12 protein-coding genes are annotated in these 14,643 nt (G+C 64.0%); 10 read left to right on the top strand and 2 right to left on the bottom strand.

All coding sequences use genetic code 11. The features are described 5' to 3' along the window. Positions 1-460: 460 nt before the first annotated feature. The 8 genes from hpaH (at position 461) to PI93_RS04960 (ending at position 7,190) form a co-directional block, all read left to right on the top strand. Complete coding sequence (gene hpaH / locus PI93_RS04925) at positions 461-1,270, top strand: 2-oxo-hept-4-ene-1,7-dioate hydratase (protein ID WP_039374976.1); 810 nt, start codon at positions 461-463, stop codon at positions 1,268-1,270. 43 nt (positions 1,271-1,313) lie between these two features. Beyond that, positions 1,314-2,108: a 4-hydroxy-2-oxoheptanedioate aldolase gene (gene hpaI / locus PI93_RS04930; RefSeq protein WP_039374974.1), complete on the top strand. Its 795-nt coding sequence runs from the start codon at positions 1,314-1,316 to the stop codon at positions 2,106-2,108. Positions 2,109-2,201: 93 nt separating this feature from the next. Next, on the top strand, positions 2,202-3,677 hold the full coding sequence (locus tag PI93_RS04935; protein WP_039374972.1) for an aldehyde dehydrogenase family protein: 1,476 nt from the start codon (positions 2,202-2,204) through the stop codon (positions 3,675-3,677). A 44-nt stretch (positions 3,678-3,721) separates the two neighbouring features. Then, positions 3,722-4,585, top strand: a complete 864-nt coding sequence (locus tag PI93_RS04940; protein WP_039374971.1) for a DODA-type extradiol aromatic ring-opening family dioxygenase — start codon at positions 3,722-3,724, stop codon at positions 4,583-4,585. 12 nt (positions 4,586-4,597) lie between these two features. Then, positions 4,598-5,548, top strand: coding sequence for a fumarylacetoacetate hydrolase family protein (locus PI93_RS04945; protein ID WP_039374969.1), 951 nt, complete (start codon positions 4,598-4,600; stop codon positions 5,546-5,548). 4 nt (positions 5,549-5,552) lie between these two features. Next, a complete protein-coding gene (locus PI93_RS04950; protein ID WP_039374967.1) occupies positions 5,553-6,536 on the top strand; it encodes a 2-dehydropantoate 2-reductase in 984 nt (327 codons plus the stop codon). A 28-nt stretch (positions 6,537-6,564) separates the two neighbouring features. Beyond that, on the top strand, positions 6,565-6,855 hold the full coding sequence (locus tag PI93_RS04955) for a nucleotidyltransferase family protein (RefSeq protein WP_039374965.1): 291 nt from the start codon (positions 6,565-6,567) through the stop codon (positions 6,853-6,855). After that, a complete protein-coding gene (locus PI93_RS04960) occupies positions 6,852-7,190 on the top strand; it encodes a HepT-like ribonuclease domain-containing protein (RefSeq protein WP_039374964.1) in 339 nt (112 codons plus the stop codon). Before PI93_RS04955 ends, PI93_RS04960 begins: the two co-directional genes overlap by 4 nt. Before the next feature lie 45 nt (positions 7,191-7,235). Here the strand turns inward: PI93_RS04960 and PI93_RS04965 are convergent, their stop codons facing one another. Together PI93_RS04965 and PI93_RS04970 are read right to left on the bottom strand one after the other, a co-directional pair. Further along, positions 7,236-8,522 carry an MFS transporter gene (locus tag PI93_RS04965; RefSeq protein WP_052241071.1) on the bottom strand — a complete coding sequence of 429 codons (1,287 nt, stop codon included), beginning with the start codon at positions 8,520-8,522 and terminating at the stop codon, positions 7,236-7,238. Positions 8,523-8,605: 83 nt separating this feature from the next. Continuing rightward, positions 8,606-9,805, bottom strand: a complete 1,200-nt coding sequence (locus tag PI93_RS04970) for an amino acid aminotransferase (protein ID WP_039374962.1) — start codon at positions 9,803-9,805, stop codon at positions 8,606-8,608. A 134-nt stretch (positions 9,806-9,939) separates the two neighbouring features. Here PI93_RS04970 and PI93_RS04975 point away from each other — a divergent pair, with 134 nt between their 5' ends. Together PI93_RS04975 and PI93_RS04980 are read left to right on the top strand one after the other, a co-directional pair. Further along, complete coding sequence (locus PI93_RS04975) at positions 9,940-10,872, top strand: LysR family transcriptional regulator (RefSeq protein WP_039374960.1); 933 nt, start codon at positions 9,940-9,942, stop codon at positions 10,870-10,872. Positions 10,873-11,189: 317 nt separating this feature from the next. Continuing rightward, positions 11,190-14,636 (top strand): autotransporter family protein, encoded by a 3,447-nt coding sequence (locus PI93_RS04980; RefSeq protein ID WP_158453316.1) that lies wholly within the window; start codon positions 11,190-11,192, stop codon positions 14,634-14,636. The last annotated feature ends 7 nt before the right edge of the window (positions 14,637-14,643 follow it).

Consider the following 14,643-nt stretch of genomic DNA (forward strand, 5'->3'; position numbering starts at 1 on the left):
CGCTGGCAGACATGGATGCCGCGGCGTTCGGATCGTAAGGCGTTGTAATAAAGTGACGCGGATTATAAATGCAAATCACTCTCATTTTTAATGTGTGTCGCCGAGCGCAAGTCGGGAAGGCTCGGCAGCGCGGGACGGGGGGACGATCTTGCGGAGAAAGGCCGACGTTATCGATGAAAGTCGATTGATGGCACTGCAAAGCCGGAAGAAAGGCAGGGGATCGGTTTTGCCGAACGCGATTCAACGGACGGTTGAAGGTGTGGCGATCGCGCGACAGTCGGGGAATGGGCGGGATTGGCCCGTCGACAGGGCGTTGGCGGGCGACGTCGGATTATCCAGTTTTGCTTATCAATCGCCCAAAATCGATTGATTGTTCCTGGCGCGTGCGGCCGCAAGAATAGCGGCTATCGACTGACAAAAACACGTCGCCTGCGCCGGGCGGCGCCATGGAGACAACGCGATGCCGAAGCTCGATGCCTCGACTCATCAGGCCCTTGCCCGCGAGCTGCACGAGGCGGAGCGCAACCGCACGCCGGTCATGCAGTTTTCCCGCCGTTATCCCGACATGACCATCGCCGACAGCTATGCGATTTCGCAGGCGTGGCTGGCGCTGAAATACGCGGAAGGTCGTCGCATGATCGGCCATAAGATCGGGCTGACCTCGCGCGCCATGCAAGTGGCGGCGCAGATCACCGAACCCGACCACGGCACGCTGCTCGACGACATGCTCGTCGCCGACGGTGCGACGCTCGAGGCCTCGCGCTTCATCGTGCCGCGTCTCGAAGTGGAGTTGGCGTTCATTCTTGCGAAGCCGCTCAAGGGGCCCGGTGTCACGCTGTTCGACGTGCTCGACGCCACCGCGTGGGTGACGCCGGCGCTCGAACTGATCGACGGTCGCATCGAGTTGTTCGACCGCGACACGAAGGCCCCGCGCAAGGTCTTCGACACGATTGCCGACAACGCGGCGAACGCCGCCGTGATTCTCGGCGGGCGTCCCGTCAAGCCGGACGCCGTCGATTTGCGCTGGACCGGTGCGCTGCTCTATCGCAATGGTGTGATCGAAGAATCGGGCCTGAGTGCGGCGGTCCTGAATCATCCGGGCAACGGTATTGCGTGGCTGGCCAACAAGCTTGGCGCGTTCGACGAAGGGTTGCAGGCGGGCGAAATCGTGCTGGCCGGGTCGTTCACGCGGCCCGTGGCCTGTGCGGCGGGCGATGTCTTCCACGCTGACTACGGTCCGCTCGGCGCCATCGGCGTTCGCTTCGTCTGAGGGGCATCGCCCCATTCGTTCGCCCCTCACTGGAGCCGATGTCATGAAAACACCCCCGAATCTCTTCAAGCAGGCCCTCGCACGCGGTGAGCGTCAGATCGGTTTGTGGCTGGGACTGGCGACGCCGTATGCCGCCGAGTTGTGCGCGGGCAGCGGCTTCGACTGGTTGGTGATCGACGGCGAGCACGCCCCGAACGACCTGCGCACGATGCTGGCGACGTTGCAGGCGGTAGCGCCGTATCCGACGCACCCGGTGGTGCGGCTGCCGCATGGCGACGCCACGCTCATCAAGCAGGTGTTGGAAATCGGTGCCATGACACTGCTTGTGCCGATGGTTGAGTCTGCGGCCATGGCGCAGGCGCTCGTCAGCGCGACGCGCTATCCGCCGCGCGGCATTCGCGGGGTCGGCAGCGGGTTGGCGCGTTCCTCGCGCTGGAATCGCTACGAGGACTATCTGCACGTCGCGAACGAGACGATCAGTCTGCTTGTGCAAGTGGAGACGGCCGACGCGCTGGCGCAAGTCGACGAGATCGCCGCCGTCGATGGCGTGGACGGTGTGTTCATCGGTCCGGCCGATCTCGCGGCATCGATGGGCTACCTCGGACAGGCATCGCACCCCGAAGTGCGCAACGCCATCGAAGACGGTATCGTGCGCATCCGTCGTGCGGGCAAGGCAGCGGGCATTCTGTGTGTCGACGAAACGCTGGCCCGTCATTACCTCGATCTGGGCGTGACCTTTATCGCCGTGGGGATCGACACCACGTTGCTCGCCAGTGCGAGCCGTTCGCTGGCCGCGAAATTCGCTGTTGCTGACGATTCGGCGGCGCCGGCGCGCTGATCGCACCCGCGTGCAGGTTGGGCGACAGGACGTCCGCCGCACGCGTCACCCCTCCCGCCCACCTTTCCCAACATTCCCCCCAAGAGACATGGCATGAGTGCTACCCGTTTTGACGTTGCCGGCGTATCCGTCTCGCCGGACCACTATATCGACGGCCGCCGTGTGGCGTGCGTCGACACCTTCGAGTGTGTTTCCCCCATCGATCAGACCCGGCTTGGCGACATCGCCAGCGGCAGTCTGGCGCACGTCGATGCGGCGGTGACAGCGGCGGCGCTGGCCTTTCCCGCGTGGGCTGCGCTGGGGGCGGCCGGGCGTGCGCCGTATCTCCAGCGATTCGCCGAGGCGATCGGGCGCCGTGCCGATGCCTTCGCCACGCTGGAGAGTTCCGACGCCGGTGTCCTGCGCTCGCGTATGGCGCACGGTGTGGTGCCGCGCGCCATGCAGAACATCACCTGGTTTGCAGAGCATGCATTGACATTGCAGGACCGCGTGATCGAGACACCGCAGGCGCGCCACCTCGTGCGTCACGACCCGGCGGGTGTGGTCGCCGTGATCACGCCGTGGAATTCGCCGTTGATGCTCGCGACATGGAAGATCGGCCCGGCGCTCGCGTCCGGCAATACGGTCGTGCTGAAGGCGCCGGAGTGGGCGCCGCTCACGTCCTCGCTGCTCGCCGACTGCGCGCACGAGGCGGGCTTGCCGCCGGGCGTGTTCAACCTGCTGCAAGGCTCGGGCGCCGTGACGGGGGCGGCGCTCGTGAGCGACGCACGGCTTGCACGCATCTCCTTCACCGGATCGGTGGCCACGGCCAAGTGGATCGCAAAGACAGCGGCGGCCAACCTCGTGCCTTGCAGCCTCGAACTGGGCGGCAAATCGGCGTTCATCGTGCTGGCCGACGCCGATCTCGACGCTGCGGCCGCGACCGCAGCACTGATGTACCGCAACGCCGGGCAGGTGTGTCTGGCGGGTACCCGTCTGCTCGTGCATGCCGACGTTGCCGCTGCGTTCACCGAGAGGCTGCGTGCGCAGGTCGAGCATCTGGTGGTGGGCGATCCACGCGACGGCGCCACCGAGGTCGGTCCGATCATTCATATGCGTCAGCTCGAGCGCGTGCAGGGCTTCGTCGAGCGTGCCGTCGCCGGCGGCGCACGCGTGTTGTGGGGCGGGACGCGGCATCCGTTCGGCGCGCAGTACTTCGCGCCCACGTTGCTGACCGATTTGCGCCAGCGCGACGAGATCGTGCAGGAGGAAGTCTTCGGGCCAGTGCTCACGCTGCAAACCTTCGGCAGCGACGACGAGGTCGTCGACATGGCCAACGGCACGGACTATGGGCTGGGCGGCGTTTGCTACGGCAATGAGGCGCATGCCATCGCGGTGGCCGAGCGCGTGCGCACGGGCTTCATCTGGATCAACAGTTTCGGCATTCGCGATCTGGCCGCGCCGTTTGGCGGCATCAAGCGCTCGGGCGTCGGGCGCGAAGGCGGTGACTGGAGTTTCGAATTCTTCTGCGACGTGAAGGATGTCGTCGTACCCAAACAGCCGTTCAAGGCGAGCTTCAGCCATCGCTGATGCGCGAGCGCAGCGACATGACAATGAGATGAGAGGAGAGCAACATGGGACAGATCGTCGGCGCGGCACTGGTGTCGCATCACCCCGGCCTGATGCAGTGTGAGGAGTTTCGCGTGCTGCAGGGAGCGGGGGCGGATTCGGACCTGATCCCCGGCTATGCGCGCGTGCGTGAGCGCCTCGTGGCGGCACGGCCGGACGTCATCATGATTTTCGATTCGCACTGGTTCACCACGGGCTATCACCTGATCGATGGCGGGGCACGGTACTCGGGCATGTACATCTCCGACGAAATGCCGTGGTATCTGCACGGCGTGCCTTACGATTACCGGGGGCATCCGGAGCTGGCGCTGGGCGTGGAAGCGGTTGCGCGCGAGCGCGGTGTGCGGGCACGCGCGGTCCAGCATCCCGATCTGCCGCGCCATTACCCGACGATCAACGTCATCAAACAGATGCGGCTCGACGCATGGCCGATCGTGACGGTGAGTTCGTGTCAGAACTGCGAGACGCAGCACTTTCTGCAATCCGGCGAAGTGATTGGCGAGGCGATTCGTCGCAGTGACTTGCGTGTGGCGCTGCTGGCGTCGGGCGCGTTGAGCCACAAGTTCAACGGCATCGACTGGACGCCGAATCACCCGCGCATCTTCCACGAGAGCAATGTGTCGCGTCCGGAAAATATCGAGAGCGACAAGCGCGCGATCGAGGCATTTCGAGAGGGACGTCACGACCAGATTCTGGCCGATTGGGACACCGATTACCGCAAGCGTCCGTGGGAGGCGCACGGGGCACACTATCTGCAGATGGTCGGTGCGCTGGGGGGCGCCGCGTGTCGCGACAAGGGCGCCGTGTTGTCGGAGTACGAGAACGCGCGCGGCACCGGCAACGTGCATATCTGGTTCGACACCATCTGACGAGGCGAGACCATGGACTTCGAATTTCCGCTGCGCGAATTGCCTGCCGTGATGTGCGGCCCGCGCGTCGAGCGCCGTCGCATTCTGCTGGGCGGCAGCGCATTCTGGGGCACGATCGTCGAAGAAGGCAACGAGCGCGGCATGCTGCGTCTCGACGATGGCCGGACGGTGGATCCGCAGACCGTGGCGCATCTGCCGCCGGTCGATCCGTCGAAAATCATCGCCGTGCATATCTCTTATCGCTCGCGTAGCATGGAGACACGCAACAAGCCGAAGCCGACGGACACCCCGACATACTTCACGAAGCCCCCCACCTCGCTGAACGGCCACGGGGGGCAGATCCTCAAGCCGGCGGACTGTCGCTATCTGAATTACGAAGGCGAGTACGCCGTGGTGATCGGACGCACGTGCCGCAACGTGTTGCCGGATGAGGCGTGGGATTACATCGAGGGATTCTGTCCGGCGCTGGACATGGGGTTGCAGGACTTTCGCGACACGGATCAGGGCTCGATGCTGCGCGTGAAAGGGGCGGATACGCTGTTGCCCGTCGGCCCTGGCATCGTGCGCGGCGTGAATTTGTTCGAGCAGACGTTGCGCACTTATCGCAACGGGCGCGTCGTGCAGGAGGCGCACATTGGCGACGAGACGATCTGGGGGCCGCACTACGTGATCGCGGATATTGCGCGGCACATCACATTGGTGCCGGGCGACGTGATCCTGATGGGCACGCCTTGCCATTCGCGCTCCGTGGACGCGGGCGATGTCGTGGAATGTGAGATCACCGGCCTCGGACGTCTTTCGGGCAGGGTCGTGCGTATCGAAGCCCCGCGTGCGGCGGCGCTCGGCGTGGGGCATGCGCCGGGCGACAGTCCCGAAGTGCGTCGGGTGGCGCTGGGTTTTGACGAACGTGTGCCGGAGCGATTCAAGGAAAACTATCGCCTCGCGGCACATCGACAGGAGTAATGGGATGAAGGTAACGATCATTGGCGCGGGCGCCATCGGTGGCTTGCTCGGGTTGAAGCTCGCGGCAACGGGTGAGGCGCAGGTCAGTGCGCTGGCGCGCGGCGCGACGCTGGCGGCGCTGCGCGAGCGCGGCTGGCGGGTGAAGCAGGGCGAGACGCTCACAGCGGCGCCGGTCGCCGCGGCACATCCCCTGGAAGATTCGGCGAAGTTGGGCGTTCAGGATCTGGTGGTGATCGCGGTGAAGGGGCCGGCGCTCACGCAGGTCGCTGCGTGCGTTGCCCCGTTGATCGGTCCGCAGACGCTGGTGCTGCCCGCAATGAATGGTGTGCCCTGGTGGTTCTGCAAGGGCGTGGCGCCTTTTTGCGACGACACGTTGACAAGCATCGATCCGGATGGCGCGATTGGCGCTGCCATTCCGCAGGCGAACGTGATCGGGTGTGTCGTGCATGCGAGTGCGGCGACACCGGAGCCGGGTCTGGTCGATCACAAGATGGGGCGAGGCCTCATCATCGGCGAGCCGGGCGGGGGCGCGAGCGAGCGCGTGCAACGCCTTGCCGCGCTGCTCGAGCGTGCGGGATTCGAGGTGAAGGCATCGGACAACGTGCGTCTCGACATCTGGTACAAGCTGTGGGGCAATCTGACGATGAACCCCGTGTCGGCCATTACCGGCGCCACCATCGACCGGTTGCTCGACGATCCGCTCGTGCGCGCGTTCTGCTCGGCCGCGATGCGCGAGGCGGCTACGATCGGTGCGAAGATCGGCTGCACCATCGAGCAGTCGCCCGAAGATCGGCATGAGGTGACGGCAAAGCTGGGGGCGTTCAAGACGTCGATGCTGCAGGACGTGGAAGCGCACCGCCCCATCGAACTCGACGCGCTCGTGAGCGTGGTGAGAGAGATCGGTCAGCGCGTCTCCGTACCCACGCCAAACATCGATGCCTTGCTCGGCCTGACAAGGCTCTTCGGGCGAGTGCATGGGTTATATTGACGGCTATCGAAAGGAAGCGAGGTGAGCGATGCGACCGTCAGTCTTGTTGAAACGCCACTGTGTCGCCGTGCGCGAGGCGGCACGGCGGCATCGTGCATCGAATCCGCGCGTATTCGGGTCAGTGCTGCACGGCACTGACCGCGACGGTAGCGATCTCGATATTCTCGTCGATGCACTGCCCGGGACGACCCTATTCGACCTTGGCGGGTTGCAGGACGAGTTGGAATCGATGCTAGGCATTCACGTCGATGTTCTGACGCCGGCGGATTTGCCGGTCAAATTCAGGGAGCAGGTACTGGCTGAGGCGCGTCCGGTATGAGCGAGACACGTCTGCCCGATTACCTGGATCACATGCGTCAGGCCGCGACTGACGCGTGCGATTTTGTCGACGGTCTCTCAAAAGACGACTTCCTGCACGACAAGCGCACGCAACAGGCTGTGGTGATGAGTCTGATTATCATCGGAGAAGCGGCGACGAAAATCATGGATCGTCACGCCGACTTCGCTCAGTCAAATCCCGAGGTTCCGTGGCGTGCGATGCGCGGTATGCGCAATCGCATCGCCCATGGTTATTTCGATATCAACCTCGATGTCGTCTGGGACACCATCCAGATCGCACTGCCCGATCTTCTGGGCCACCTCAAAGGCCTTTAAGAGGCGTTGCGCGCCGCCTCATCTTGCTCGGCCTTTAGCGCGTACTTATCGTACCCCGGTGTGCCGATACACCTGACTCAGTGCGGCGAGACCCACAGCGGCGGCGGCCATCATGTAGAAACTCGGCGCGAGTTTGCTGCCGGTTGCGTTGATCAGCCACGTCAGGATGAACGGCGCGAAGCCCCCGAAGAACGTCACCGACAGGTTGTACGAGAGCGACAGGCCCGTGGTGCGCGTCTTCACCGGAAAGATCTCCGAGGCGAGAGCGGGCAACGGAGCAAAGTACACCGTCATCAGCACGCCGAGCAGCGTCTGCAACGCGAGCATCATGCCAAAGCTCGGGTACGTCGAAAGCAGCCAGAACATCGGCCAGATCAAGACCAGCAACGCGGCCGCCGCGATCATCATCGGCTTGGCACGGCCGACACGATCCGACCACGCGCCCACGACCGGCGAGAGGAACATCTGCACGATCCCGGTCGCCACGGTCGCCGCAAACGCGACCGATGCGGGCAACCCGAGTTGTTTGATCGCATACGTCGGCATGTACAGCACGAGATAGGTCGAGACCGTGGCAACGACCACGGCACCCACCGCCAGCAACAAGCGCATCTTCTGATGCTCGAACGTGTCGCGCAGCGGCGTCTGCGTCGGCTCGGCTTCCAGGAACTCGGGCGTCTCGCTGACATGGCGACGGATGTAATACGCAACCGGCCCGATCAGCAAGCCGAACAGGAACGGCACGCGCCAGCCCCAGCTCTGCATCTGCTCGGGCGAGAGCGTGCTCGTCAGCACCGCGCCGAAGCCGGCGGCCAGCAGCGTCGTCAGCCCCTGACTCGCCACCTGAAAGCTCGCAAAGAAGCCGCGCCGTTGCGGCGCATGCTCGGCGAGAAAGGCCGTTGCACTACCGAATTCGCCGCCGGCCGAGAACCCCTGAATCATGCGTGCGAGCACGATGCCCATCGGCGCGAGCACACCAATCGTCTCGTAAGTCGGCATGAAGGCGATGATCGCCGTGCCTGCCATCATCAACAGAATGGTCATCGTCAGTGCCTCGCGCCGTCCCCGGCGATCGGCATACACGCCAATGACGATTGCGCCCAACGGCCGCATGAAGAACGACACACCGAACGTACCGAGCGTGAGCAGCAGCGATGTCGTGTCGTCGTGCGCGGGGAAGAACAGTTTCGCGATAGTGACGGCGAAAAAGCCGTACACAACGAGATCGAACCATTCGAGCGCGTTACCGATGGACGCGGATATCACCGCGCGCCAGGTGTGTGAGGTTGCGTCGCGGCCGATGCGCTCACCGGCGGCAGTGGCTGTGGTCATGTTGTCTCCAGTCGTTGTTATGTGTCGAGCATGCGTTCGTCGGAGGCATGCACCCCGTGTTCTTGTGGCCTGTCGCCGCGGCCTCAGCCCTGCGCCAGCACCTGGGCGATGGCCTGCGCCACGGTGTCGACGTTGCGCGTATTCAGGCCGGCCACACACATGCGTCCGGAGCGCAGCAGATAGACGCCGTGCGTTTCGCGCAGGGCGTCGGCTTGCGCGGCGGACAGCCCCGTGTACGTGAACATGCCGCGCTGCGCGATGTAGCGAGAAAGCTTCTCTCCACTGACGTGTGCCGCCAGCCGTGCATGAATCTGCGCGCGCATCGTGGCGATGCGCGTGCGCATGCTGTCCAGCTCGTCTTCCCACGCGCGCCGCAAGGCGGGTGTCGTCAACACTTGCGCGACGAGCCGGGCCCCGTGCGTTGGCGGATTGCTATAGTTCGCGCGCACCGTACCGGTGAGTTGTCCGAACACGCGTGACGCTTCGTCTGCCGACGCGCATACCACCGACAGCGCGCCGCATCGCTCGCCATATAGCGAGAAGTTCTTCGAGAACGAATTGGCCACCACGGTCGGCACGCCGGCGTCGGTCAACGCGCGCACGGCGAACGCGTCGGCGTCGAGGCCATCGCCGAAGCCCTGATAGGCCATGTCGACGAACGCGATGAGGCCGCGCTCGCGCAGCACCGGCACGAGCGTTTGCCATTGCGTCTGAGTCAGATCCACGCCGGTCGGGTTGTGACAGCAGGCGTGCAGGAGCACGATGCTGCGCGGCGGGAGCGACGCGAGGGTGTCGAGCATGGCGTCGAAGCGCAGTCCGCCGGTGGCGTCGTCGTAATACGGATAGGACCGCACGGGAAAGCCTGCGCTCTCGAACACCACGCGATGGTTGTCCCAGCTTGGGTCGCTGATCCAGAGGGTGCTCTCGGGGAAATAGCGTTTGAGGAAGTCCGCCCCCACGCGTAGCGCGCCGCCACCGCCCAACGTCTGCAAGGTGGCGATGCGCTGCTCGCGGCGCGCGGCATTGCCCTCCCCGAAGACGAGGGCTTGCACGGCGTCGCGATACGTGGGTGTGCCGGCCATCGGAAGATAGGGACGGGGCCCGATGTCGGCGAGCACGGCCGATTCGGCATCGCGCACGGCTTGCATGACCGGCAGACGCCCGTTGTCGTCGAAGTAGATGCCGATCGACAGATTGACCTTGTTCGGACGAGGATCGTGTCCGAAGGCTTCGTTCAGGCCAAGGATGGGGTCGCCGGGGTAGGCGTCGACATGGGAAAACATGAGGGGGCTCGCTCCTTACCGATTCGATCGGGTTCGACGGTGAATTTTGAAAATCGATTGTGGGCGACGCCCCTTTACGGAACAATCAATCGATTTTGGTCGATTCGTAAGCGAAACTTGATAATCGAAATGCCATGCCCCTGACCCGCGTCACGCTCCGCCAGTTCGAAGCGCTGGTGGCCATTGCCGAACTGCATAGCTTTGCCGAGGCCGGCAACCGGCTGGGGCTCACGTCGTCTGCCGTGAGCCAACTCGTTGCCGAGCTGGAGTCGGTGCTCGGCTTTCGCATCTTCGATCGCACCACCCGGCGTGTGGCGCTGTCCAGCGCTGGACGCGACTTCCTCGCCTCGGCCGAATCGGTGCTACGCCATGTACAGGCTGCGGAGAAGACCGCCGACGATCTGCGCAACCGGGCGGCCGGCATCGTGCGTGTGGGCGCGCCGCTCGTGCTCGCGAGCATGGCGTTGCCTGCGGCGATTCGCGTCTATGCCGAAACGCGGCCCAAGGTGGTGGTGCGCGTGGTCGACACGCCCGTCGATGCACTCATCGATCATGTCGCCAATGGCGACCTCGATCTGGCCATTGGCCCGAACCGTGCGACAGGGGCTCACGTGGCGGGCGAGCCGGCGTTCGACAGTCCGTGGGTGTTGTGGTGCACGCCCGAACATCCGCTCGCGCGGCGTCGCCGCGTGCGCTGGTCGGATTTGCGCGACACGCCGCTCGTCGCCGCCGGTCGCGATCATGAACGCAGCGTCGCGCAGATGCGGTTATCCGCCCCGGACGACGCACGCATCACGCCCATCGATGTCGTCGATAACGTGACAACCGCGCTTGGGGTGGCGGCGCAAGGGCTGGCGGCGACGCTCACGCCCGGCTACGTGGCGGCGCTCGCGCATCCGTTCGGTCTCGTGATGCGACGTGTCGTGTCGCCCGAGACGATTCGTCAGGTATGTGTCTATCGTCCGCTGTCTCGTGCGGCGTCACCTGCGGCGGAAGGCTTTGCGCAGTTCTTGCTGGAATGGCTGCCGCAGTGGAACGAACGGATCATGGCCACGCCTCAGACGTGAGCGCGGCGCGGCGCGGCGTCGCGCGTGAGGGTCTCAGCATCACTTTCAATGTCTTCAACGTCTCGCTGCGAGCCGGCAGATGGCGTAGGAAAGCCACACTTCAATAATTAAAATTACGATAAGCATGCCGAAATGAATAATAAAAATTACAGCGTTGCGGCGTGTGCGGAGAAAGTGGTTTTGATCGCCTGAAACAAGCTGTAATTTTCGAAGCGATTCGTTTAGTGTTTACCCATCCTGCCTGCGAGCAAAAACAGGTCAGTTGATTCGTAGTGCTTTCGATGTGTCAGATTGTCTCCCATCCCCAAGGAGGTAAAGTGACTCACGCAATGCGCCAACATCTGCCTCGTCGTCGTCCGCTGTCGGTGGCGGTTTCTCTTGTCTTTCTGTCTGCCGGCGCCGCACAGGCACAAACCTATCCGCTATCGGTGATCCCGTCCGGCAGCATCCTGACCTACGAACAGTATTACGACGGAAATGTTGTGCCCGTGGGCGTCATTCAAGGGACCGTGACGATTCACCCGGTGCCTCCTTATCCCGCCCAACTGGGCGGCGCCGGTGTGTCGGTATTCAACGGCGCGGTCGTGACGATCGACCCGAACCAGGGTGTGGCGGGACAGGTCTCCATTACCTCCGACTACCAGGCCGGCGCACCGAACGACGCGCTCTACATCGCCAATGGTACCGTGAAGATCACGCCAAGCGCCGGCGGGGTTCTGCTCAGGGGCAGGGGAACATCAGTCCACGGCGTCTACATGCCGGAGACGTCTAGCGGAACATCGCTGCTGCAAGGCGGTAACGTCACGATTACCACCGACGGGAGCACCGCCGACGGCATTCGCGCCTATGGCTCGACATCGACCATCAATCTCGATCAGGCGTCGATTACGGTGAGCGGTGCGGACAGCTGGGGTGTGCGTTCCTGGGGCGGGAGCAACATCACGCTCAGCAACTCGACCGTGACGTCCGTGGGCACGGGGGGAGGTGGCCTTCAGGTGTTCAACGGCAGCTCGGGCACGATCAACGGGAATTCGACCATCACCACCGCTGTGGATGGCAACCTCGGTCTGAACGCCGAAGCCGGTGGCACGCTCAACACCAACACCGACGCGAACACGCCGGGCACTGTCGTCGTAAGCACGACGGGCGCGGGCAGTCACGCCGTGCGGATCGGTACCGCCAACGGCAACCTCAATCGATTGCGTCTGTCCACCACGCAGAACAGCACGTATGGGTTGCTCGTCAACGGCACATCGACCGTAACGGGCTCGCAGGTCGCCGTGAGCACGCTGGGCACCTCTGCATACGGCATGTGGATCTCGGGCAGCACGACGGCCACGCTCAATGGCGGGTCCATCAGTACGCAGGGACAGACCGCTTACGGCCTGCTGTCCGGCTCAGGGGCGGCCACGGTGAATCTGTCCGACTTCGCGATCACGACGCAAGGCGTTCAGGCCTACGGCATCTACGGCTGGACGGGCAGTACGACCCACTTCGCCGGCGGCAGCATCACGACGAATCAGGCCAGTACTTATGGCATTTACGCGAACGCGGGCACGGTCAATTTGCTGACCAGCGCAAGCGGTGCAGGCACGGCGATCACGACCTCGGGCGCCAACGCCTACGTCGTGCGTATTCAGAATGGCGGCCTCTTCAACGCGACCGGCGCGACGTTGCACGCCACTGGTGCGGGCGGCGCGGGCATTGTGTTCGATGCGCCGCAAACGGTGGCGGCGATGCCGACATCCGTCGCCACTCCCGGGTTGCCCACGCTGCCCACGACCACTGCCGGGCTGACGTCGCTCGACCCGCCGCCTGCGCTGGCGATCACGACACCGTATCCGAGCGCGCCGACCGAGGTCGGCAGCGACATTGTCGGCGTAGCGACGGGCGGTGTGGGAGGCGTGGCGGCACCGCCGCGCGCCGGCGGTTACAACATGACGTTGCAAGGCACGACGGTCACCTCGGACCAAAGTGCGGCGCTATGGATCTATGGCGGCGTTGCCAACGTCAATCTGGTCGATTCGACGCTGACCGGCAGTGCGGGAGCGGTGTACGCGACGACGCGCGCCGTCTCGGGAGGGGGGGAGTTGGGCGCCACGCTCAACCTCGACGCCAACCACTCGGTGCTCAATGGCCGGATCCTGACCGACACGACCAGTACGTCGGTCGTCAATCTGAGCAACAGCAGCACATGGCATGTGACGGCGAGTTCGAATGTGACGGAACTGAGCAACGCCAACAGCCTGATCGACTTTCCTGTCACGGCACTGCTGGCGTCGGCGCCCACCAGTCAGAGTTCGTATCGCACCGTGAACGTCGGTAACAGCTATGTCGGAAACGGTGGCACGGTAGCGCTGAACACCTACCTGAACGAGGGTGGAGCGTTGACGAATCAGTACACTGACCGGCTGCTCATCGCAGGCTCGGCAAGCGGCACGACGCTATTGCAGATCAAGCCGGTTGCCGGGAGTCCGGGCAAGCTCACGTCGCCCACCGGTGTGATCACCAACGACGAGGGGATTTCGGTTGTCCAGGTCGGGGGCACCTCTACGTTCAATGCGTTCCGTCTGGCTGGGGGCTACGTCGTGGCGCCCAATTCGCCTTATGAGTACCGGCTCTATGCCTATGGTCCCGGTTCGGTACATGGCACGGCGGAGGCGTCGCAAAACCTCGTTGGCACCGGGGGTGGTTTTTGGGACTACCGCTTGCAAAGTGCCTACGTGGATCCGGGCGGCGAAGTGGACCCGGAAGGTCCTGGAGGACCCGGCGGCGAAATCGTCGACCCGGTGCCGCCCGATGCGCGCCCTGAGGTCGCCCCTCAAGTTCCTGCCTACCTGAGCGCGCCGCAGGCCTTCTTGCATGCCGGGCTGATGGATCTCGATTCGCTGCATCGGCGTCTGGGGGAAGTGCGCGATGACCGCGAACTGGGCCGGGATCGCGGGCCGGGCGAGATGTTCGTGCGCGGCTACGGCGGCAATTTCCGGTACTTCTCCAACCAGAGCTTCCAGGCGTTTGGTTACGATATGCGCGGAGATTATGGCGCGATTCAAATCGGTGGCAATCTGTTCAAACATGTCACCGAGGATGGCACATGGCGCTTCGGCGCGGCCGGTTCGATGGGCTGGCTACACTACGAACCCGACGCCGTCGATGGCGCCAGCTCTACGCGCTCGAGTACCTACCGGCTGTACGGATATGGCACCTATCAGAGCCAGCAAGGCTGGTATGTGGATGGCATTGTCTCGGTTGGCTGGTTCAACGGGCAAGTGAACACCGATGTTCGCACCGACGTCGCTTCGATGCGTGGCAACAGCTATGCGGCGTCGGTGGAGGCGGGCTATCCGTTAGCGCTTGCGTATGGTCTCAATCTCGAGCCGCAATTGCAGTTCGTGGGGCAGCATCTGGCGTTTCGCAATATGACCGACGCCGATGGACTGTCTGTGAATATCGGCTCCCAGAACCAGGTCACAGGTCGGCTCGGTGTGCGGCTGACCCGGCCGATAGCGGTGAGCACAGGGCGTGTCACGCCTTATGTCGGATTCGACCTTGTGCACGCTTTCGTCGCCGGGACCAGCGTGCAAGTCGGCGAGGCGATGTTCCAGACCGGGAAGTACGGCGACGCGATGGTGTTCTCGCTGGGTGTGAACGGCACGCAGTCAGCCAATCTGTCGATGTACGGCCGCGTGTCGTATCAACAGAGTTTCGGCACGGCCGGGATGCGTGGCGTGCTCGTCAACGTCGGTGCGAAGTACGTTTTCTGAGCGCCCG

The sequence above is a fragment of the Pandoraea fibrosis genome, assembly GCF_000807775.2.
GTDB lineage: Bacteria > Pseudomonadota > Gammaproteobacteria > Burkholderiales > Burkholderiaceae > Pandoraea > Pandoraea fibrosis.